The organism is Micromonospora endolithica, from assembly GCF_003626595.1.
Taxonomy (GTDB): domain Bacteria; phylum Actinomycetota; class Actinomycetes; order Mycobacteriales; family Micromonosporaceae; genus Micromonospora; species Micromonospora endolithica.
The window spans coordinates 167067-188811 of the sequence record NZ_RBAK01000004.1 but is presented as its reverse complement, the minus strand read 5'-3'; the positions used below and the strand labels follow the sequence as shown (position 1 = coordinate 188811).

Genomic DNA, 21745 nt, shown 5'->3' with positions numbered 1-21745 from the left:
GCCGCGACCGCGGTGCCGATGCGCGTCAACGTCGCCAGCTCGTGGGGTTCGAGCTGGCGCTGGCCGCGCCGCAGATGCGCGTCGAGATCCGGCTGAACGCCGTCATCGGTCGTTCCTGACCGGTCACGCTGTCGAAGTCGAGCTGCTGGTCGAGCGCGGGCACCGGGCTGTCCCGTAGTGGCTGCTGCCGGTCCGGCAGCCCACCCCGTACCTGTCCCGGCACGGCCTGCCCGTCGGTGACGGCTATCCGGCCTGGCTACGCAGCCGCATCCCTGGTGCGGTCATCGAGTCGGCGCCGGCCGTCACCCACTACCCTCACCTTGCCGACCCCGCCTGGTTCGTGGGGCGGCTGATCGCCTTCGACGACGCTGATGCACGGGGACGGCGCATACTGGGGCAGCCGACGTACCCCGACCGGCAGGGACACGGTCGCCGTCGAGCAGAAGCCCGGACCGACATCGAGGCGGAATGCCAGATCTGAACCCGGTCGCCACTCAGCGCATCGAGAGCGTCGTGGTCGCGGCCCTCACCGTCGTGGTGACCATCGCCGCCGGGTACCCGTGGTGGTCGCTGCTCGCCCTCTTCCTCGTCTTCGACCTGTCCATGCTCGGCTACCTGCACGGGCCACGCCTCGGCGCCCTCTGCTACAACCTGGCGCACTCCTACGCCCTGCCGGCGGCGCTCGGCGCGGTGGCCGTGACCGCAGCCGCGTTCGGCGACCAGATCACCTGGCTCGGGGTCCTGGCCATCGCGTGGGCCTTCCACGTCGCCGTCGACCGCGCCCTCGGTTACGGCCTCAAGACGACCGAGGGATTCGAACACACCCACCTGGGTCCCATCGGGAAGGCCCGGCGTGCCGAGCCGAGCTCCGGCACCAGGGCGGCCGGCGGGCCCGACACCGCCGTCGCGGATGGACCGTCCTCGACGTGATCAAGCACGCCGAGGTGATCCGGGTTCTCCTCGGGTGAGGGACGCCGCCCGACGGCATCCGCGAGATCGCTCCCGTCTCACCGAGAAGGGGGTACCGGGCGAGGTCGAGCTGCGCTTCGCCGGATCCCGACACCCTGGGGTTTGTCAGACGCGGCTGTTCGGGCGACGGGTTGCGTGCTCGCCCGGTGGGTAAGACCTGCGGGGCCGAGCACGTGGGTACGCTGCAACGGCGGACTGAGCCAACTCCCTCCGCACCGCGCGGCCACCCCTACCGGCCGGTGGCACGATCGGTCGTTCCGCGTACCGAGGACGAGAGGCGAACCCACCCGTGACCGCAGTACCAGGCCAGATGTCCCGTGCTGCTGCGGCTCCGGCGGCTGCCGGGCGAGCAGCGGAGGAGGATCTGCGGGCACTGTTCGGGCAGTCCATCGCCCTTTTCGCGTCGCTGGCGGGGCCAGCGCACCTGGTGGAGACGGCGAACCCGGCGTTCTTCGCCACCATCGGCGAGGAGCCCGGTCGCGTCGGGGTCGCGCTCGCCGAACTGATGCCTGACCCCGCCGGTCAGAAGATCATCGCGCTACTGGACCAGGTCTTCCGCACGGGCGAGCCCTACACCGGCCGTGACGTCCGGGTCGTTCTGGGCGGCGGCCCGCACGCGCGCGAGGCGTTCTTCGACTTCACCTGTGAGCCACGCCGGGACGCCGACGGCACCATGACCGGAGTCCGCATGATCGGCGTGGAGACCACGCAGATCAAACATGCTCAACGGCTGATGACCGAACACCGTGCCCTGCTGGAGCAGATCGCCCGCCAGGCACCCCTGACCGAGGTGCTCGACGGGATGGCCCGCTGTATCGAGAACCTGGCACCGCGGGAGGTGCTCGTCTCCGTCCTGCTCGCCGATCCCGACGCCCGGCACCTACGTCACGGTGCCGCGCCGAGCCTGCCCGACTTCTACAACCACGCCATCGACGGCATCGCGACCGGCGAAGGTGTCGGCTCGTGCGGCACCGCCGCCCACCGGCGGGAACCAGTCATCGTCACCGACATCGCCGTCGATCCGTTCTGGGACGACTTCCGTGAGTTGGCTGGCCAGGCCGGATTGGCGGCCTGCTGGTCCACGCCGATCCTGGCCCGCGACGGCGGCCTGTTGGGCACCTTCGCCATGTACCACCGCACCCCACGCGTCCCGCAGGACTCCGACCTCGCCCTCGCGCGGCTCTTCGCCGGCACCGCGGCCCTGGCCATCGAACGCCACCACATCGAGCAGGCGAAACTCGCCGCCGAGGCACGCGCCACGTCAGCCAATGACGAGCTGGCCAAGGTGGTACGCGTGGAGCGGGAGCTGCGCGCCGAGGCTGAGCAGCGCGCCGCCGCCGCCGCGGAACTCGCCAGCCGGATGCGTGCCGCAGCGGCCGCGCAGGCCACCACGCCGCACCCCGAGCACTGCCAGCTCGGCGGCGCCGCCGGCTGCACCGCGCCGGCCGAGATCAAGATCGCTGATTCGTGGGGCGACGCTGCGTGGGGCTGCCCCACCCACGTCGAGGAAGCCATCCTCAACGTGCGGTCGGTGTTCATCGCCAGCGAAGAACTCGGTGGCCTGACCGCCTACCTCAACCGCTGACCACTACGTTCGACGGCCCTCAGGACCGATGGCGCCTCCCCGGGCAGGGTTCCCCTTACCGTTCGCGAACGGGTTCCCGTGGACGGCGCCGATGCTCGCCGGGGGCCGGTAGCGTCGCGGCGGGACCGCGGACGTTGCCGCGGTGGCGGCATCGGGGGTGACACAGCGTGGCCGACCTGGATCTGCTGGTGCTGGGCGGCGGCACGGCGGGGCTCGTCTCCGCGGTGATCGCGGGCGGCCTGGGCGCCCGGGTGGCGCTGGTCGAGCGGGACCGCACCGGCGGCGAGTGCCTGTGGACCGGGTGCGTGCCGAGCAAGGCGTTGATCGAGGCGGCGGACCTGGCGCACCGGATGCGACGGGCCGACCGGGTCGGCCTGGCTCCGGTGGAGCCGGCGGTCGACCTCGCGGAGGTGATGGCGCACATCCGCGCGGCCCAGCGGGCGATCGAACCGCACGACGCGCCGGAACGGGTCCGTGCCGCCGGGGCGGAAGTGATCACCGACGAGGCCGTCTTCGTCGGGCCCCGGCGGGTCCGGATGAAGTCCGACGGGCGGGCGGTGACGGCGCGGTGCGTGCTGGTGGCCGTCGGCTCGGCGCCGGAGCTGCCGCCGATCCCGGGACTGGCCGAGGCCGCGCCCCTGACCAGCGACACGGTCTGGGGCCTGGAGGTACTGCCGGCACGTCTGCTGGTACTCGGTGGCGGGCCGGTGGGCTGTGAACTCGGGCAGGCGTTCGCCCGGCTCGGCAGCCAGGTGACGCTGGTGGAGCGGGGACCGCGCCTGCTGGCCCGGGAGGACCCGGACGTGGGCGAGCTGATCACCGCCCGGCTGCGCGACGAGGGCGTCGATGTCAGGACATCCACCGAGGTGACCCAGGTCCGGGTGGGTGGCCGGGTACGGCTGACCGGCGGGCAGCCGGGTGAGATCGACACCGACCGGATCCTGGTCGCGGGCGGGCGTCGACCGCGTACCGACGGGCTGGGTCTGCCCGAGGCGGGGGTGGCGCTCACCGATCGGGGCGCGGTCCGGGTGGACACCCGGATGCGTACCACGGCTCCGGGGGTGTACGCCGCCGGCGACGTCACCGGAGAGCTGCCGTTCACCCACGTGGCCGCCCACCAGGCCGCGACGGCGACGCTCAACGCGCTGTTCTGGCTGCCCCGGTACGTGCGCTACCTACCGATGCCGTACGTGGTCTTCACCGACCCGGAGGTGGCCCGGGTCGGCCTGCGCGCGGCCCAGGCCCGGCACCGGTGGGGCGACCGCGCGGTCGTCGCCCGCCTCGACCTTGCCGACGTGGACCGGGCGGTGGCCGCCGGGCGTACCGACGGGTGGGCGAGTCTGGTCGCCGACCCGAGTGGGCGGCTGGTCGGCGCCACGGTCGTCGCGCCCAGCGCCGGTGAGGTCATCGGCGAGTTGGCCGCGCTGGTAGCCCGCCGGGCCCGGCTCACCGAGCTGTACCGCACCGTGCACCCCTACCCCACGTACGCGCTGGCCGCCGTCGACGCCGTCGGCGAGCACCTGCAACGGCGGTTGCTGACCCCCACCACCCGCCGGCTGGTCCGGCCGGTGCTGGCGGCACTGCGGACCGCGGCCCGCACGTCCTGACACCGGACGAGGTCGGCGCCCCAGGTCTCATGCCCGGGGCAGCCGGCGCAGCAGGGCCCGGGCGGCGGCGCGGCCGGGTGTACCGGCAATGCCGCACACCGGCGCGGTGCGGCACCGGAGACGAACAGCCTCGGGACCGCTGCGGTCGAACCGCAGGCCGCACCGCCTCCGGCTCGGAGACCCGTCACCGCGCGACGTCTGGCTTCAGCCGGGGGTGAGCCGGAACACGGGCCAGCCGATCTCGGTCCGCCACCGCCGGGCGTCCCCGGTGTCGCGCGGACCGGCCAGGTAGGTCTCGTGGACGGGCCCGTCGATGCCCAGGGCATGCGAGACGACCCAGTCCCCCAGGCGGCCGTAGCTGACATCGATGTCGTCGTGCGGGCCCGCGTGGACGGTCACCGCCAGATCGGTCGCCGGAAGATCGACAACCTCGATCCGGCCATCACCGCGCGGGCGGCGGACCGGCCGGAAGACGGTCAGGGTGCCGGCACCCTCGGTGAACAGGTCGTTGGCGTATCGGCCCCCGGGCGGCCCGGCACGTTCGGCCTGCGGAAAGGCTGAGTCCAGCTCGTCCATCGCCGTGTCGAACCAGGCGAGTGAGTCCTCGATCCGGACCTTCGCACTGATGGCGGCGACAGTCCGCGCCGGGACGGAACGCAGTTCGACGTCGAGTGCCGCGGCGTCGGGCCGCAGCAGTTGGCGCAGGGACACCACCGCCGCCCGGGTACGGTCGAGTTCGGACTCGAGCCGGCGCAGGTGGCCCGCGATGAGTTCGGCGCGCTGGTGCGGATCGGCGGTCGCGATGATCGACTTCACCTCGGCCAGAGGCACATCGAGCTCGCGGAGACGGTGGATGACCTGCGCCGTCGCGATCTGGTCGGGCAGGTAGTACCGATAGTTCGTGTACGGGTCCACCCTCGCCGGGGTCAGCAGCCCGGACTCGTGATAGCGCCGCAGGGTCCGCACACTGAGGTGCGTCACGGTCGCGAACTCGCCGATGGTCAAGCCCTTCCGCATCGTCACAGTCCCCATCCTCGTCCCTCCCCTCGGGGAGGGGCGACAGCGCGCCGTCACCGTCGAGTGGACCCGGACCCGAGCAGCCCGTCGGGGCGAGCAGGTCACAGCCGGCCGCGCTGTGGCGGGGTGGAGCCCGGGACACCACCCACCGTGATCACCCCTCGGGCGTCGTGGCTCACGGTGCGATGGTGAGCCGGGTGATCAAGGCACCGTCCAGGACGAACCGGTAGTGCAGGTCCGCCGATCCACCAGGAAAGTTCCCCTCCAGATGCTGCACCACGTCGAACTCAGCCTCACCGACCCGGCGTGCACCGACAAAATCCGTGGTGTACGTGTACTCGCTGCCCCCGTTGATGAGCCAGCTCCGGATCTCGTCCAACCCTCGGTAGGTACGGCCCTCGTCCGTCACCACAGCGTCCGCGGCGAACGCGCCGACGGCCGTCCCGGTATCCCGGGCCTCGTGCGCGGGAAGGTATGCCGTGATCACCGCTGGCAACTCATCCCAGGCGACCCTAGTTCCTCGCTTCGAGTTCACGTCCATACCCCCAACGATCAGGTCTCCCTCGGGGAGAGAGTCAAGTACGCTGATCAGCGGAGACAGCCGTCAGTTCTGCTCGGACGACAGCCGGTCGAGTTCGGCAGAATCATCATACGAAGATCCGCCTCGCCATCGGCGGCGATCTGCTCATCCCCGTCGCGCGGGATCTCGTCCCGGTACCCCCTCCGACCCCGGCGCCGCCGCTCGTCGGCGTCGGAGCGTCGCCAGGGCCACCGACACCAGCACAAGCACCCCACTCGCGCCGAATCCCGCTGGTATCCAGCGCGCCGGGCCGTCGGCCGGTTCGATCGTGTCGGCGATCCAGTCGCCGAGGATGTCGGTGCGGGCGCTGAAGTCGGGACCCGGGTGTGGACATCCCGGACCGGTGCTGACGACCGCGACCAGGACGGCCGTGCCGTCCGCCTGCTCGCGGAAGTAGGGCCCACCGGAGTCGTGCGGGCATGGACTGGTGTCCGCGCGGGGCTGCCGGCCGGAGGTCTCGATGACCTCGGCGCCGACCCGACCGACGGTGAACCGGCCGGTCTGGAGCCGGCCCGCCGGCACGAGTCCGTCGGCGGTGATCGAGCCCCACCCGGTCAGCCGGAGCACCTCACCCGCCACCGGGGGCGTGTCGGCGAGCCGCAGCGGCACCACGTCGGTGATCGCGGTGTCGAGTTCGACGAGGGCCACGTCGGCGGTGTCGGCCTGGTGGACCGCGACCACCTCGGCCTCGTATCCGCCCCGACCGGTGAGGTCCGTGCGCCCGACCGTGACACTGGTCCGGTCGGCCACGACCCGGCTGACCCGCTGACCGTCGGAGGCGCGGAAGCAGTGGCCGGCAGTGATCACCCAGCGCGGGGCGATCAGCGCACCGGAGCACCAACTGTCCCGGGTGCCACCGCCGGCCACGGGTAGACCGGTCATGGTCAACCGGACGGAGAACCGGTACGCACCGTCAGCCGTGTCCTCACCGTGGGCGATCGCCGACGCCGGCCGGGCCGAAACGGGAGCGACGGCAACCGCCGTGGCCGTCAGGGCGACCATGGCACACTTCGTGACGAGTCGGAACACGGGATCACCAGCCTGTACGCACGGAAAGCAGGACCGCACCGATGCTGCGGCTCCGGTCGTCCGCGGAGCGTCAGCGGCGTCCTTATGGGTTCTTTATGCGAGGGGTGGCAGCCTCGCGGGCGGCGGTCGCGGGCACGACCAACGACGGGGAAGGAAGCGCGGTGCGGGTGCTGATGGCGGACGACGAGCGGATGCTGGCCGACACGGTGGCCGAAGGGCTGCGCCGGTTGTCCATGGCCGTCGACGTGGTCTACGACGGTGACAGCGCCCTGGAGCGGCTCGCGGTCAACCGCTACGACGTGGCCGTCCTCGACCGGGACATGCCAGGCAAGACCGGCGACGAGGTGTGCCGGCGGATCGCCGGCTCCGACGCCGGCACCCGGGTGCTGCTGCTGACCGCCGCGGCCGGCATCCGGCAGCGCGTCGAGGGTCTCGGCCTCGGCGCGGACGACTACCTGACCAAGCCGTTCGCCTTCGCCGAACTCGTCGCCCGCTTGCAGGCACTGTCCCGGCGCTCCACCCCGGCGCTGCCCCCGGTGCTCGAGCGGGACGGGATCGTGCTGGACATCACCCGGCACACGGCCTCCCGCGACGGGCTGGCGCTCTCGTTGTCACCGAAGGAGTACGCCGTCCTGCACGTACTGATGCGCGCCGACGGTCGGATGGTCAGCGCCGAGGAACTGCTGGAACAGGCCTGGGACGAACACACCGACCCGTTCACCAACACGGTACGGACCACCGTGATGACCCTGCGCCGCAAGCTCGGGGATCCGCCGGTGATCCACACCGTGCCCCGCGTCGGCTACCGGCTCGGGGCATGAGCCTCCCCTCACCGGCCCGGCGGATGCTTCTGGTCGTCGGAACGCTCCTGCTCATCGCCCCGTTCGTGACGACGGTCGCCGAGCTGCTGCTCGCGCTGTGGCGGGAGTTCGGCCCGTCCTGGTGCGTCACACCAGAGTTGCGGGCGCCCGGCAACGACGCCTCGTTCTTCTGCGCACAGGTGTTCCGGCGTCCGCGCATCCCCATGGCGATCGCCGTGGTGGTCGTCCTGCTGGCCCTCCTGGCCGCCGGCTACCCGGCCGTACGTTGGTGCCTGCGTCCGCTGCGGGACCTCGTGCCGGTGATCGCCAATGTCGGACCACAGAACCTGGGCCACCGGCTAAAGCCCGGCCCGGGCCGCGACGAACTGACCGTCCTGGGTCGCGCCATCGACGAGATGATGGACCGGATCGCGGTGGGATACGAAGCCCAGCGCCGGTTCGCCGCGGACGCGTCCCACGAACTGCGGACCCCGCTCGCCGTCCAGCGCACCCTCATCGAGGTCGGCATGGCCCGTACGCTCAACGACGACCAGCTCGCGCTACTCACCGCGCAACTGCTGGAAACCAACGAGCGCAACGAACGCCTGATCGAAGGGCTGCTGGTGCTCAGCGAGAGCGATCGAGGTCTGCAGACGCGCGTCCCACTTCGGCTCGACCAGATCGTCGCGGCGGTGCTCGACGCCCACCGGGCCCGGGCCGAGGAGGCCGGCGTCACGATCATCAGCCGGTTGACCCCCCGACTGGTCGCCGGTGAGCAGGTGCTGCTGGAACGACTGGTCGTCAACCTGGTGCAGAACGGCCTGAAGTACAACCGACCCGAAGGCACCCTGGAGGTGCGGGTGGGCACGGACCCGGCGCTGGTCGTGGAGAACACCGGCGACGACGTCCCCCCGGACGAGGTCGCCGCCCTGTTCGAGCCGTTCCGACGCAGGTTCGGCAGACGCATCGACCACAGCGGCGGCGCGGGCCTCGGACTGGCGATCGCCCGCTCGATCACCCGGGCCCACGACGGCATCATCACCGCCTCCTCCACCGGCCGGGACGGACTGCGGATCCAGGTCACGTTCCCAGCGGTCGACTCCTGACGTTCCCCTGCCGCCGCTCGCGCGACCACCGGCGTGCGACGGCCGCCTGGACTGCGGCTCAACGCGCTTCGAGGACGAAGAAGATGACGCTGAGCCGCTTCACCATCGCTCTCCGACCAGCGCCCGTGCCCCCGCCAAGCGGGCGACCGTCTCCACCGCGACCACTCACCGACCGACTGGGCGCGTCAGCGCGCCACGATTCCGCTACAGCCGTTGACATCAGGGCAGTTCGCTGAGAAAGTCCGGGCCGTGAATCGTCCGGGGCGAGGCGCGGTGCCGTTCCGATCCGTAACCGCGGAGTGCGCCCTCGCGACAGCCTCGGCCGAGATCAACCGGCTCGGCCTCACGGCGCGGGCGGCGGTCCTCGGCGTGGCCGCGTCACCGACCACGCGCGTCACGCTGTTCCGGGACGGAGCACGGGTCGCCGTGGGCGCGGGAAAGGGAACGGGTCACCAGGGCGCGGCGAGCGCGTACTTCGAGGCCCTGGAGCGCTATCTCATGTCAGCCCGGGACAACCGCCGATGGACCGCGGACGCCACCAGGCTACTGTCGGCGACCGTCGTGGCCGGACAGTCCGCCCTGGAGTCCGACCTGGTCGTACGGCGGTGGGCGGCGGAGTTCCCGGACGCGGTCGCGGCGTGTGCCTCGTACGGCGGGGTCCGTTATCCCACCTTCCTCACTGATCCGCGCTACTACCGGTGGCCGGTGGCGGGTGACGACGTCCGGCCGTACCGCAGTCTGCTACGGTACTCGTCCAGTCTGGGCACGGCGGCCGGCGTCGACCTGGCGGAGGCCGTCTATCACGGCCTCTGCGAGCTGATCGAACACGACGGGCTCGGGCAGGCGCTGCTGCGCTGGTTCGTCGCCGGAGTCCCGGACGTCGACCTCGTGCCGGTCGGGGATCTGCCGGACGGGTTGCGTTCACTTCATGCGGAGGCCGAGCGGGCGGCCGGCGCACCCGTGCACCTGCTCGACGTCACGACCGACCTGGATGTGCCGGTGTACCTGGCGGTCAGCCGAACGGCCGACGGCGAACCGACCCGGCTCGGGGCCGGCGCGTCGCTCTGGGCCACCGACGCCGCGTCGCGTGCCCTCGGCGAGCTGATCCAGGTCTGTGCGCTCTCACCATCCGCCGCCGGCTCGCCTGCGGGCCAGCGTCTGGCGACCTGGCCGGCCCTGCAACGATGTGCCTCGATGCCACTCGACCAACTGCTCTCCGGCCCGGTGCGGGCGGTGCCGCTACGCGCGGACGTGGCCGGCGACGGCAGCCCGGGTTGGGGGCTGGAGCACGTCGGGCGGGCTCTGGCCCGGCACGGCATCGGCTACCACGTGTGCGAGATCGCGCCCGTCGGCTCACCGATCGCGGTGGCCACCACGATCGCCCCAGGGCTGGAGCGCTTCAGCCTGGTGCGGCACGGGGTGCCCGTCATCCCGACCGGGCGCGGGTGGCACTTGTGGCCGTCGCCGGACCAGGCGACGATCACTCGACCACATCCGGTCCGAGCGAGATGAGGGAAACATGTCTGCTGTCGAATTTCGCTTCCGCCCCGGTGCCGGGGACGACGAGCTGATGGCTCGTCACCCTGGGCCCGGTGGCGGTGGCGGCAACTTGTGCTTCCGTCCCGGCGACGACGGCGATGAGCTGGTTGCTCGTCACGGTGGGATCGGCGGCGGCGGGTACGCCTGCTTCCACCCCGGTGACAACGAGCCGGTGGCGCAACACCGCGGGCCCGGAGGCGGCGGCGGTACGTGCTGCTTCCACCCCGGAGACGAGGGCGGTGCGCCGATGGCTCGTCTCGCCGACGACCTGGCGACGGACCTGCACCTCGCACTGACCAGCATCGACGACCGGCACCTTGCGGTGCTCGCCTGAAGCAGGCGGTGACGCGGCACGTCGCGACAGCCGGCGTCGAAGGACACCGGCTGTTCCACCGTGACTTTTCCCTGTGGTACCTCGCCCGATCGGTCTCGGTCGCCGGTACCGCTGCCAGCGCCGTCGCCCTGCCGCTGCTGGTCTACCGTACGAGCGGCTCCCCGGCGCTGACCGCGGCGGTGGTCGGCCTCGAAGCCCTGCCGTACCTGTTGTTCGGGCTCTTCGCCGGCGCCGCCGCGGACCGCCTGCGGCGCAAGCGCATGATGATCGTCGCCGACGTGTGCTGCGCGCTCCTGCTCGCCACCGTGCCGGTCGCCGCGCTGTTCGACGCGCTGGCCCCCTGGTACCTGCTCATCGTGGCGTTCGGCGTGGGCTGCGGTTTCTGCTGGTTCGACGCCGCGGCCTGGGGCGCCTTCGTCCGCATCGTCGGCAAGCCGGGGGTCACCCGGGCGAACAGTCTCATCTGGTCCACCGAGATCGCGCTGGAGATCGCCGCGCCCGCCGCCGCCGGACTGCTGGCCGCGATCGCCGACCCCACCCTGGTGCTGGCCGTCGACGCCGCCACCTATCTGGTGTCCGCCGTGCTGCTCGCCCAGATCCGGACTGGCCTGGACCCGGGGCCGACGGTGGCCCGCCGACTGCGGGCCGAGATCGCCGAAGGAGTGCACCACCTCTGGCGTACGCCGGTCCTGCGTACGCTGACCGCCGCGGGCTTCGGCCTCAACGTCGCCGCCGGCGGCGTGCTGGGTCTGCTCGTCGTCCACGCCGACCAGGCTCTCGGCGTGGGCCCCGAGGACCAGCGCCTGGGTCTGCTCTACGCCGCCGCCGCGGCCGGCTCGCTGGTCGCCGCGGTCGTCCTGCCCGCAGCCAGCCGTCGGGCCGGCCAGGGAGTGGTGTCGATCACGGGGCTCATCATCTTCGTCGCGGCCCTCGTCGGCCTGGCCGGCACGTCGGTGTTCGCCCTGGCGCTGGCCGGGTGGGCGATGTGGGCCGTGGCGCGCCTGACCGTGAACGCGAACGGCATCACCGTGCGCCAACTGCTCACGCCCGATGCGCTGCAGGGCCGGGTCAACACCACCGGGCGGATGGTGGCGTGGGGCGGTACTCCGTTCGGCGCCCTGATCGGCGGGCTGGCCGCAGACACCTACGGCGTCCGGGTCGCGTACCTGGTGCTGGCCGTGCCCGTCGTGCTCAGCCTCGCCCTGGTCACCGCCTCACCGGTGCGTGGCCTGCGCATCGCGGTCAACTAGCCGCACTGCCGCGATCCACCGGCTACCGCGCGGAGCAACGCCGAAGGGAATCCGCGTGTCCTGGCTGGGCGCGGCGCACCATCGACGGAGCACCTCACGACCGAAGGGCGGGGCCCCAACCAGGGCCCGGGTCCTTCGTCGTCGTGATTTCCACCAAATGCGGCACGCATTGACGAGCTTCGACATGAGGGGTGAGGCTGGGGCGGTGAGAGCGCTCTCACGTCCGGGATCCACCGGACACCACCAATTCTGGCCATGGCAATCTCCGATGTCTTCGGCGGCGGCGCCGGAGCTGTCCCTGGCCCGTCCCCCGACAGGAGTCACAAGATGGACAGGGCCGCACCCCTCTCCGGCGTCCACCACCGACTGCGCCTCGCCACGGCGATCGGCGCTCTGCTGGTGCTACTCGGCACGTACCTCTTCTCCACCACCGCACGCGCCGATGCCGCCCCGGGAGTCAACGCCATCCGGGTCGCCGAGTTCCCCGCCGACTGCACCTACAGCCACCGGCTGCCGGACGACCCGATCGTCCTCCCCGGGCTGCCCGGCGCCTCGCACATGCACAGCTTCTTCGGCAGCACGGTGACGAACGCGAACACCACTCTCCCTGATCTGGTCAGCTCCCCCACCACCTGCAACCCGCGGGTGGACGTCTCGTCCTACTGGGTGCCGACGCTGTACCGCGACAACGTGCCGGTGGAGCCGGCGATCGCCACGTTCTACTACCTGGGCGAGGGGGTACGCGCCGACGTCGTCGCGAACACCCAGCCGTTCCCACTGGGGCTGCGACTCGTCGCCGGCAACGCGCGAGCCACCGGGCCGAACGACAGCATCGCCCGCTGGTCGTGCCTGCACGCCGGGCACGTGCCACCGTCGAAGAACTTCGTCAACTGCCCGGCCGGCACCATGCTGGAGTCGTACCTGGACTTCCCGCAGTGCTGGAACGGTCGGGACCTCGACTCCCCGGACCACAAGAGCCACCTGGCGTACCCGGTCAACCAGGCCTGCCCCAGCACCCACCCGGTGCACGTGCCCAAGTTGCGGCAGGTGCTGCGATACCCGGTCAGTGGTGACCCGTCGCGGTTCCGGCTGGCCTCCGGGCCGGGCTACACCATGCACGGCGACTTCTTCAACGCCTGGCCGGTGGCGGAGATGGCCCGCCGGGTCCAGGACTGCATCCGTCCCGTCATCAAGTGCGGTCACGACGGCCGACCGATCTGAGTCGGCACGTTTCCCCCCGGAGGCGGGCCCGGTCACGCCGGGCCCGCCGTCCGAGCCAAAGGAGGCCGGATGCGGACGCCCGTGACCGCACCCATCCCCCTGCTCCTCGTGGCGCTGCTCGCCATCGGCTGCGCCACCGGCTCGCCGGGCCCCACCCGAACCACGCCGCCGGCGGTCGTGCCGTCGACAGTCACGTCCCCCGGCCCGGTCCCGTCCACCCCGACAGCCGGTCAGTTCAACGCGACCGACATCGCGTGGCTCCAGCTGACCGCGGCGATGACCGAGCGCCTACTGCCGGTGCTCGACATGGTGCCGGGCCGGACCACCGACCCGGCCTGGCGACGCCTGGCCGCGCGGGTCGGCGCGGCACACCGTGACGACCTGGACCTGGCCCGTCGGCTGCTCACCGAGGCCGGTGCCCCGGCGACCAACCCGCACGAGGGCCACGACATGCCGGGCATGGCCACCGAGGCAGAGCTGACCGCGTTACGGTCGGCAGACGGTGTCGCGTTCCACCGGCTGGCGGAGCGGCAACTGCGCGCGCACCTGGCACAGACGATCCGGATCGCCGCCGCGGAGCAGCGGGGCGGGAACCACCCCGCGACCACCGCGTTCGCCGCGGCGGTGCTCCGAACGGGCAATGGCGAACTCGCCCGGCTCGATCGGATGGACCTGGACGATGCCTGCTGCCGCACCTGAGCCCGGGCCGGGACGGCGCGCGCTCATCGACAGTTGCGGATACAGTCCGGCAGACCATCGAGAGCCATGGAAGTTCACCCGCCGGTGCTCAAGGCCGACTCGACGTTCTCGGGTCGGTGTCGTCGGGGCTCATACGGTCGCCATCGGCGGTCGGTCGGGTCGAGTTGAGCGCGGACAGGGAACGCCGGACCTTGTTTGCGAACTCCATGTTGCCCAGCCGTTCGTACACCGCGATCGCCGCCCGATACGCCCTGGCCGCCTGGTCCGGGCGACCCTGAGCGGCCGCGACGGCGCCGAGGGCGTGCTGTGCCCCACCCACCCCGGCGCCGTGCCGGATCCGCGTGAAGATCTCCAGCATGGCGCGGAAGTCCTGTTCGGCGTCCCGGTGCCGCTCGTCCTCCGCGGCGAGCCAGCCCCGTTCGTGCAAGCAGTACCCGCGGAGGAACTCGTCGTCCAGCCGGTCGGCGATGTCGAAGGCTCGCCTCGTCAGAGCGGCCGCCTCCGTCGGGTGGCCGGCGATCTTGTGGCCGGCAGCCAGCCCCAGGAACACGTAACCGTGTAGTGCCGTCTCCGCCGTCGGAAGGAGTGCCGCCGCCCGCTCCAGCGTCGGAATGCTGCGTTCAGGACGACCAAGGGTGTTGTAGAGGACCCCCAGGGCGGAGCGGACCTCGATCTCCTCCTCGACCGCGTGTGACCGCTGGAACAGTCGCAGAGCCCGCAGCAGCGACTCCTCCGCCTCATCCGGACGTCCGTACGACCGCAGCGCCTCGCCCATTCGGCGAACGGTCTGTGCCAACTCCTCCGTGTCGCCGAGTCGCTCGGCGAGAGCGACGGCCTCCCGCGCCGCAGACAGTTCGGACTCCACCTCGCCGGCCAGCCCGTAGGAGTGCGAGACCCACCGCAACGCGCGCACCCGCCGCTGGTCGTCGCCCGCCGATGCCGCGGCCTGCTCCGCCGATCGCCACAGCTGCAGTCGGTAGCTGTGGTCGTCGGCCGCGGTCAGCAGCGGGTGCACCGCCTCCACCAGTGCCCACGCCTGGTCGGTGAGCCCTTCGGCCACCGCGGTCCGCAGCACGGCCAGGATGTTGTCGCGTTCGTCCGCGACACCGCCGCCGGACCCGGCCCTGTCCCGTAACCAGTCCAGCTGCCGGATCAGGCAGGCGGCACGGTCGCCGGCCGTCTCCTGCCGCTCCATCATCTCTGCGGCGAACAGCCGCAGGAGGTCGTGTAGCCGGTAGCTCGACGGTGTCGGCGCCTCGATCAGGAAGGCGTCCACCAGCCGGTCCAGGGCGTCCCGCACCGCGGACGAATCGAGGCCGCACCGACGCGCCGCCGACTGGAGCCCGAACAGCACACCCGGATGCGACCCGGCTCGCCGGAACACCAGCCGGTCCACATCGCTCAACTCCTCGTACGTGGACTGGAAGGCCGACCTGATCGTCCGGTCACCCACCCGTAGCTCGTCGAGCCGGCGGCTCTCGTCCGCCAACCGGTCGGCCAGGGCGGACGGGGTCCACCCGGGTCGGGCGCGGAGCCGGGATCCGACGATACGCAGCGCGAGCGGCAGCCCCGCGCAGACCTCGACCAGCCGGCGGGCACCCGAGGCGTCCGCGGCGATCCGGTCCGCGCCGACCGTCGCCGCCAGCAGTTCGAGCGCCTGTCCGGACGACAGCGCGTCGAGGGTCAGCACGGCGGTTCCGGGCAGGTCCGCGATCAGCCGGCGACTCGTGATCAGGGTGAGACAGCCCGCCCCCGCTGCGATCAGTGGCCGTACCTGCGCCGCGTCGCGGGCGTCGTCGAGTACGACGAGAAGCCGCCGGTGCGCGACCAGGGACCGGAAGCGTGACGACAACTCCTCCAACGTGCCCCGGCGTTCCTCCACGTCCCGACCGAGCGCCTTGAGCATCCGGATCAGCGCTTCCTGCGACGGCACGGGGTCGGGGCCGGCACCGCCCAGGACGACGTACAACTGGCCGTCCGGGAACCGCTCGCGGACCCGGTGGGCGTAGGACAAGGCCAGTGCCGACTTTCCCGTGCCCGGCGCCGCGGAGATGCTGACGGCCTGCGCGCCGTCCGCGACCAGTTCCTCAACGGTGGCCAGCTCCGTCTCCCGACCGGTGAGACGCGGCGCGACCGGAAGCTCACTCGGCGGGGACGGGACCTCCGCAAGCGGGAGAGCGGATGTCGGGCAAGACTGCCCGACCTGTCCCAGCCGGTGCTGCCACAGCGCGAGGCCGACCCCGGCGAGGGTCAGCGCGGCGACCGTCGGCCAGGCCAGCCAGCCGTACGCCGCGACCGGTTCGGGCAGTTCACCGCCGGTCGCCACGTTGACCACGACGGCGAGCACGACCGAGAGCAGACTCGACACCGTCACCAACAGCAGGGCCACGTTCCGGCGAGGGTCGCGTCTCCCGTCCGGGGGAACCCGAGTCGGACCACCGCGCCACCCGTCGGCGCTCAACCGACCGCCGCCCCGGCCGCGTCGGGCACGCCCACGCCAGTACGCGAAGCCATCGACACCCGGAGATCGCTCGGCATGCGACCATGATGCCAGTTCCGGTCCACCGGAGAGGTGCCCGCGTCAGCGCTGTCTCGCCCGGTCGGGAGCTCCGGGTGCAGCGTGCGCGACAGCCTGTGGCGTCATCGGTCGGTGCCGTGCCGAGCGCGACGACGCCCGGCACGCCGGTACGGGTGGGCGTCGGCGGAGATGGGCCTTCGGGTCGAAAGCGGGTGATCATGAGACAACCAACGCTCTTCCTCACCGTGGGACTCCCCTGCACGGGGAAGACCACTGCCGCTTGGCGCATCGAGATCGAGCAGCGGGCACTCCGTCTCACCAAGGACGAATGGGTGAAGGCTCTCTACGGGCACGAGAATCCGCCATCGGCTCAGGACGTGATCGAAGGACGGCTCATCCAGATCGGGCTGCGCGCCCTCGAACTCGGCACCAATGTCGTGATCGACTTCGGCCTCTGGAGCCGCGACGAGCGCTCCGCCCTACGCCGGGCCGCAGCGGACCTCGGCGCGACGGTGCAGATGCGCTACTTCGAACTCGACCCGGCCGAACAGCGCAGACGACTCGATCGGCGCCAAGCCGAAGCCCCACAGACGACGTGGCCGATGTCCGACGAAGAACTCGCCGAGTGGGCCGCCACCATCGACATCCCCACGCCAGGCGAGCTCGACGGCAGCGAGCCCATCGACGACCCACCGGCCGGGTTCGCGACATGGAACGAGTGGCGCACCCACCGCTGGCCCCCGGCGGTCTCCTGACGCCCCGGTCCTCGCCACGTTGCCCGACTGCTCATCCCGACCCGGCGAGGATCGGTGATCACGAGGTACGCACGGGTGTCCCGGTCGCTCGGGGTGTTCAGGGAGGTTGGCCAACTGGACCGGTCGGCACCTGCCGGGGTGTCCGACCTCCCGCCTACGATCACGCGGTGATCGACGCTTCGTTGTCTCAGGCCGATGCCTGGCGTCCGTTCGTGACCGCGCTGCGCAACAGCATGCCCCCCGGGGCAGCGGAGGCCGAGTTCCGCGGCACGATGGCACCCGGCGCGTTCGGCGGCTCGATCGCCTACGACGGCGACCACAGCCTCCCCGGACTGAGACTGGAGCGGGGTGAGCGGCCGACGGACATGCTCAGGTCGCTGGCCGGGCTGACCGGCGGGCAGACCGTCGCGGTGCGCGGCGTCACGACGCGCTCCGGGTCGGCGGTGGTGAGCATCGTCCCCAGCGCGCCGCAGGTGTCGTTCGGGATGGGCAGTGACCTGCTGGAGGACGTGCACCTGGTCGCCGGAGCGCATCCGGAGCCGTACCGCCGCGAGCCGGTCCGCCACGACGTGGCCTTGTCCGCCGGTGCCGACGCGGCCACGGTCACCGCGCTGGTCCGGCAGCTGCTGCCGGACGCGCGGCCGGTCGACCCGTCGGAGCTTGCCGCGGCGGAGGCGGACCTCGGCGTCGCGCTGCCCGATGACGTCCGGGCGCTCTTCCTCGCCGCCGCCGAGGGCACCCTGGTCCTGCAGCCCGCCGACCGGGAGCTCTTCTACGGCTTGCGGATCGTGCCGCTTGCCGACGCCGCCGCCCGCGCCTATCTGGAACCGCAGGCCCGTTATCTGTCCTGGACCTACGGCGCGACCGAGGTCGTCGCGCCCGATCCGCACGGCCGGGTGCAGCAGTTGGCGGCCTCGTCGGCGTGGTTCGTGGTCGGCGAGGACGGCGGCGGCAACCTGTACGTCGTCGACCTCGCCCCCGGGCCGCAGGGGACGTTCGGCCAGGTGCTGTTCGTCGACCACGAGATGTCCGCTGGCGCCCGCTGGCTGGCGCCCTCGCTGACCGAGCTGCTCACCGAGCGGCCCGCCACCCTGGCGAAGCCGGGTCCGGAGGGCGAGCTGCTGGTGCGGGTCGGGTCGCGCACCGGCAAGACACTCGCCGATGTCCAGCCGACGACCGAAGTGCTGTACATCGGAGCCGCAGCCGTGCCCTGCGACCTGTCCGCTCTGGCCGGCCACCGGCTACGCACCCTGGTCACCGAATCCGCCGTGGTCGCCAACCTTCCCGCCACCACCGAACTACCCGCGCTGGAATACCTGCGGCTCGACGTCGTGGGCTGGCAGCAACTGCTGCGCGCCGGGCAGGTCCCGTCGACCCTGCTGACCGCCGGCCTGAGTGGCCGTGCCGGCTGGACGGACACGGTCGAGGTGGTCAACGGCCTGCTCGCGGCCTGGAAACGGAAGCCGATCCAGGTGATCGACGTGCCAGTGTAGCTCTGACCGCCGGTCCCGGTCAGGCCAGCCCTGCTGAGGGAGCGTTTCCGCACGTCGAGAACGGGACCGGTGGGCCACTACCATGCGAGCGTGACTCCCGTCGCTCTGGCCCGCAGGCCGTACTCCCTGCTCGTCGCCGCAGCGGTCCTGCTGGCGCTCGGCGCGGCCACGGCCTGGGGGGTCGGCGACACGCTGGGACTGAGCCACTCCCCCGCCGCCGTGCCGCGCGAGGACGTCGTCGCCGCGGCGGCGCGGACGCCCGCACCGGTCCCGCCGTTGGCGTCCCTCGTCGTGCCCGACGAGCCGCGGATCAGGAAGGCCGCGGCCGCCGTCGCCGACGCGGTCGTCTCCCGCGGCCTGCCCCGGCCGGCGCTCGCGCCCGCCGCGGCGCGCCCGGCCAGGTCCGCGACGGCCGCGCCGGGCACCGGCGCGGCGCGCGGTGCGGACCCGGACCTGTCGGCGGTGACCACGCTGCGGGCGGGCGTGCTGGCCGCCCTCGGCGGGGCGCCCGAGTCGTACCGGCTCGACGTGGACGGCGCCGAGCTGGCCGTCCACGGCGGCGACGTCGCGGGCGTGGCAGCCGGGATGTACCGGCTGGCCGACCGGATCCGCTCCGGTGCCGAGGCGCTCCCCGCGGCGGACGTGGGTCGGGTGGTCGTCCCCCGGCTCGGCCTGCGGCTGACCGACGCGGGCTCGGTGGGCCGCGAGCCCGACCCGGCCGCCTTCGCCGCCGGCGACGACTACGGCCTGAACACCGATGTGGTCGCATCGGCGGTGCTGCCCGGCGCGCCGTGGGTGGACGCCGGCGCGGTGGCCCGCATCGACGCGCAGTTCCGGCAGTTCGTCGACCATTCGGTGGCGCAGGGATTCAACGGGATCGTCGTACCCGGCTTCCTGGAGTACGTCACGTTCGCGAGGGTCGGCGACGGGCGCGCGGTCTACCCGTCCGGCGATCCGCACGTCGACCGCGCGCGGGCGATGGTCGCGGCGTTCGGCCCCGTCTTCCGGTACGCCGAGGACATGGGCGTGCGGGTCTTCCTGCTGACCGACATGCTCGCGGTGTCGCCCCCACTGGAGGCGTACCTGACGCGGACCGTCGGCGGTCTCGACGTGGCCGACCCTCGGCTGTGGGCGGTCTACCAGGCCGGTCTGGCCGAACTGTTCGAGAGCATGCCGTTCGTCGACGGCCTGATGGTCCGTGTCGGCGAGGGCGGCGAGGTGTACGCCGGGACCGGCTGGGACTACTCGTCGAAGCTCGCGGTGACCACGGAAACGTCCGTGCGCGCGATGCTGCGGGCACTGCTGGACACCGCGGGCCCGGCCGGCAAGGACATCATCTTCCGCACCTGGACAGTGGGCGTCGGCGCCGTCGGCGACCTGCACACCAACCCGGAGTCGTACGCGCGGGTGCTCGGCGGGCTCGACGACCCGCACCTGATCGTGTCCACCAAGTACACCCTGGGCGACTTCTACAGCCACCTGCCGCTGAACACCACCCTGCTGGGCGGTGGGCACCGCCGCATCGTGGAGTTCCAGGCCCGGCGCGAGTTCGAGGCGTTCGGTTCGCTGCCCAACGACCTCGGCCCGCTGCACCGCCAGGCGTTGCGCGCGTTCCTCGCCGCCAACCCGAACGTCGAGGGCGTCTGGAACTGGACCCAGGACGGCGGGCCGCTGCGCGCCGGGCCCATGTCGCTGTACCTGCGCGCCGGCTTCTGGCAGCTCTACGAGCTCAACACGTACTCCGTCGGCCGGCTGGCGTGGAATCCGCACGCCGACCCGGCGCAGGTCACGGCGGACTGGGCGTACCGCACGTTCTCCGGCGACCCGGCCACCGTCGCGGCGATCGGGCAGGCCATGGCGCTGTCCCGGCAGGCGGTCACCAAGGGCCTCTACATCGGCCCGTACGCCGACCGGTCGGTGCGCGCGCTCGGTCTGGAACCGCCGCCCATGATGTGGATCTTCGAGTGGGACATCCCGACCGGCGACTCCGCCGCGCTGGGCAGCATCTACGCGGTGACCGGCGGCCGCGTCGACGAGGCGATCGAGGAGGGCGCGCAGGCCGTCGCGCTGGCCCGGCGGATGCGCGACCTGGTCGCCGCGACCGACCCGGCGACCTGGCGCGACGCCGAACTGCGCGGGCGCTTCACCGCGACGCTCGACTACCAGGTCGACCTGTTCGAAACGCTGGGCGCGTACCGGGCCATGGTGCTGCGGCACGCGCAGTGGCTGGACACCGGCTCCGCCGCCGCCCGCCACGACTGGCGGCGGGCCGCGGCGGCGTACCAGGACGCGCGCGACGCGCACCGGCAGCGCTACGGCGCCGACCTGGACCTGCCGGCGTACAACTTCACCGCCGCCGACCTCGGGGCGCGGCGCGCCGACCGGGACCCGGCGATGGCCTGGGCGGCCCGGGCGCTGCTCGGGTCGGTCCTGCTGGTGGTGCTGCTCGGCCTGCGCGGGCGCGGGTTCGGCGCGGCCGCCGCGCGCGGGTTGCTGCTCGGCGCGCTCCGGCCGTGGCGGGTGGCCGCGCTGCCGGCACCCCGGTCGCGGGCGGACCGGGTGTTGGTGTGGCTGGTCCCGGCCGTGCTGCTGGTGGCGAGCCGGCTCGTGCTGACCTGGTTCGCCGCGCCGGCGCACCTGCTGGTCACCCTCGGCGGGTGGGCGCTGTTCGCCCTCGTCGTGCGCCTCGTCGTCGGCCGGCGGGATCCGTTCCACCTGTGGGCCGTGGTCGGCGGCGTCGCGCTGCTGCGCAGCGTGCTGCTGCTGGCCGCGCTCGCCGGGCGCGGGCCGGGCGGGTACTGGTTCGCCTTCTGGACCGCGCCGGGTCTGCGCGCGGCGTACGTCACCGTCGCGTTCGCGGCGTTCGGCTGGCTGTTCGTGGCCACCGCCGTGGTCCTGCGGGACCGGTACGGCCTGCGCCGCGCAAGCGCCGTCGGGCTGACCCTCACCGCCGCGGGCGTACCCCTCGGCGTGCTGTCCGCCCTGGTCTCGGTGGTGGGCCTGGAACGCGCGCTGACGGTGTGGAACGACCAGCTCGCGCTGCTGCCCTGGGGCCTGTCCCGCATCCTCGGCATCACCGTCCACCTGGGCATCCCCACCCAGCTCCCCGGCTACACCGCCGCCGCCGGAGCCGCCCTGGCCGTCGCCGGCCTGCTCCTGTCACTCGGCCGCCGCCGGCAGTCCGCCTGACCGCCCCGACCTGACCTCAGCAAGCCCCGTTCGGTCAGGCGAGGGAGACGACGA

The 21745-nt window shown here is 72.5% G+C and carries 18 protein-coding genes; 12 read left to right on the top strand and 6 right to left on the bottom strand.

The genetic code is table 11. The annotated features are described in order from the left end of the window. Positions 1-25: 25 nt before the first annotated feature. The gene (locus D7223_RS12670; RefSeq protein WP_120728472.1) at positions 26-223 is read right to left on the bottom strand and encodes a hypothetical protein; all 198 of its coding nucleotides are present in this window, start codon (positions 221-223) and stop codon (positions 26-28) included. A gap of 245 nt (positions 224-468) precedes the next feature. Between D7223_RS12670 and D7223_RS12665 the strand changes: the two genes are divergently transcribed. From D7223_RS12665 to D7223_RS12655, 3 genes are all read left to right on the top strand, one after another. Next, entirely contained in the window at positions 469-930 is a 462-nt protein-coding gene (locus tag D7223_RS12665; protein WP_120728470.1) for a DUF4260 domain-containing protein, read from the top strand. 328 nt (positions 931-1258) lie between these two features. After that, positions 1259-2554 (top strand): GAF domain-containing protein, encoded by a 1296-nt coding sequence (locus D7223_RS12660; protein WP_120728468.1) that lies wholly within the window; start codon positions 1259-1261, stop codon positions 2552-2554. A 167-nt stretch (positions 2555-2721) separates the two neighbouring features. After that, entirely contained in the window at positions 2722-4161 is a 1440-nt protein-coding gene (locus tag D7223_RS12655; protein WP_120728466.1) for a dihydrolipoyl dehydrogenase family protein, read from the top strand. 204 nt (positions 4162-4365) lie between these two features. Here the strand turns inward: D7223_RS12655 and D7223_RS12650 are convergent, their stop codons facing one another. The 3 genes from D7223_RS12650 to D7223_RS12640 all read right to left on the bottom strand — a co-directional run bounded on the left by D7223_RS12650 (position 4366) and on the right by D7223_RS12640 (position 6760). Beyond that, a complete protein-coding gene (locus D7223_RS12650) occupies positions 4366-5178 on the bottom strand; it encodes a MerR family transcriptional regulator (RefSeq protein WP_120728882.1) in 813 nt (270 codons plus the stop codon). A gap of 175 nt (positions 5179-5353) precedes the next feature. Next, complete coding sequence (locus D7223_RS12645; RefSeq protein WP_120728464.1) at positions 5354-5719, bottom strand: nuclear transport factor 2 family protein; 366 nt, start codon at positions 5717-5719, stop codon at positions 5354-5356. Between the two features lie 144 nt (positions 5720-5863). Then, positions 5864-6760, bottom strand: coding sequence for a S1 family peptidase (locus D7223_RS12640; protein WP_120728462.1), 897 nt, complete (start codon positions 6758-6760; stop codon positions 5864-5866). Positions 6761-6948: 188 nt separating this feature from the next. On the opposite strand from D7223_RS12640, the gene D7223_RS12635 reads away from it, so the two are divergent. The 3 genes from D7223_RS12635 (at position 6949) to D7223_RS12625 (ending at position 10205) form a co-directional block, all read left to right on the top strand. Continuing rightward, positions 6949-7608: a response regulator transcription factor gene (locus D7223_RS12635; protein ID WP_120728460.1), complete on the top strand. Its 660-nt coding sequence runs from the start codon at positions 6949-6951 to the stop codon at positions 7606-7608. Next, complete coding sequence (locus D7223_RS12630; protein WP_120728458.1) at positions 7605-8693, top strand: sensor histidine kinase; 1089 nt, start codon at positions 7605-7607, stop codon at positions 8691-8693. The genes D7223_RS12635 and D7223_RS12630 overlap by 4 nt, the downstream gene beginning before the upstream one ends. Before the next feature lie 273 nt (positions 8694-8966). Next, positions 8967-10205, top strand: coding sequence for a YcaO-like family protein (locus D7223_RS12625; RefSeq protein WP_158610875.1), 1239 nt, complete (start codon positions 8967-8969; stop codon positions 10203-10205). Here the strand turns inward: D7223_RS12625 and D7223_RS32765 are convergent. Next, a complete protein-coding gene (locus D7223_RS32765; protein ID WP_158610874.1) occupies positions 10174-10548 on the bottom strand; it encodes a hypothetical protein in 375 nt (124 codons plus the stop codon). The two genes, D7223_RS12625 and D7223_RS32765, sit on opposite strands and share 32 nt — an antisense overlap. 26 nt (positions 10549-10574) lie before the next feature. Between D7223_RS32765 and D7223_RS12620 the strand changes: the two genes are divergently transcribed. The 3 genes from D7223_RS12620 to D7223_RS12610 all read left to right on the top strand — a co-directional run bounded on the left by D7223_RS12620 (position 10575) and on the right by D7223_RS12610 (position 13736). Further along, positions 10575-11816: an MFS transporter gene (locus tag D7223_RS12620; protein WP_158610873.1), complete on the top strand. Its 1242-nt coding sequence runs from the start codon at positions 10575-10577 to the stop codon at positions 11814-11816. Positions 11817-12143: 327 nt separating this feature from the next. Continuing rightward, positions 12144-13037, top strand: a complete 894-nt coding sequence (locus D7223_RS12615; protein ID WP_120728452.1) for a DUF1996 domain-containing protein — start codon at positions 12144-12146, stop codon at positions 13035-13037. Between the two features lie 69 nt (positions 13038-13106). Next, entirely contained in the window at positions 13107-13736 is a 630-nt protein-coding gene (locus D7223_RS12610) for a DUF305 domain-containing protein (protein ID WP_120728450.1), read from the top strand. Between the two features lie 88 nt (positions 13737-13824). Here D7223_RS12610 and D7223_RS12605 read toward each other — a convergent pair whose 3' ends face one another. Next, on the bottom strand, positions 13825-16125 hold the full coding sequence (locus D7223_RS12605; protein ID WP_147252494.1) for an ATP-binding protein: 2301 nt from the start codon (positions 16123-16125) through the stop codon (positions 13825-13827). A 224-nt stretch (positions 16126-16349) separates the two neighbouring features. Between D7223_RS12605 and D7223_RS12600 the strand changes: the two genes are divergently transcribed. From D7223_RS12600 to D7223_RS12590, 3 genes are all read left to right on the top strand, one after another. Continuing rightward, the gene (locus D7223_RS12600) at positions 16350-17009 is read left to right on the top strand and encodes a P-loop nucleotide/nucleoside kinase family protein (protein ID WP_238161877.1); all 660 of its coding nucleotides are present in this window, start codon (positions 16350-16352) and stop codon (positions 17007-17009) included. Positions 17010-17176: 167 nt separating this feature from the next. Continuing rightward, on the top strand, positions 17177-18502 hold the full coding sequence (locus D7223_RS12595) for an SMI1/KNR4 family protein (protein WP_158610872.1): 1326 nt from the start codon (positions 17177-17179) through the stop codon (positions 18500-18502). A gap of 90 nt (positions 18503-18592) precedes the next feature. Beyond that, a complete protein-coding gene (locus D7223_RS12590) occupies positions 18593-21691 on the top strand; it encodes a hypothetical protein (RefSeq protein WP_202864629.1) in 3099 nt (1032 codons plus the stop codon). Positions 21692-21745 lie beyond the last annotated feature (54 nt).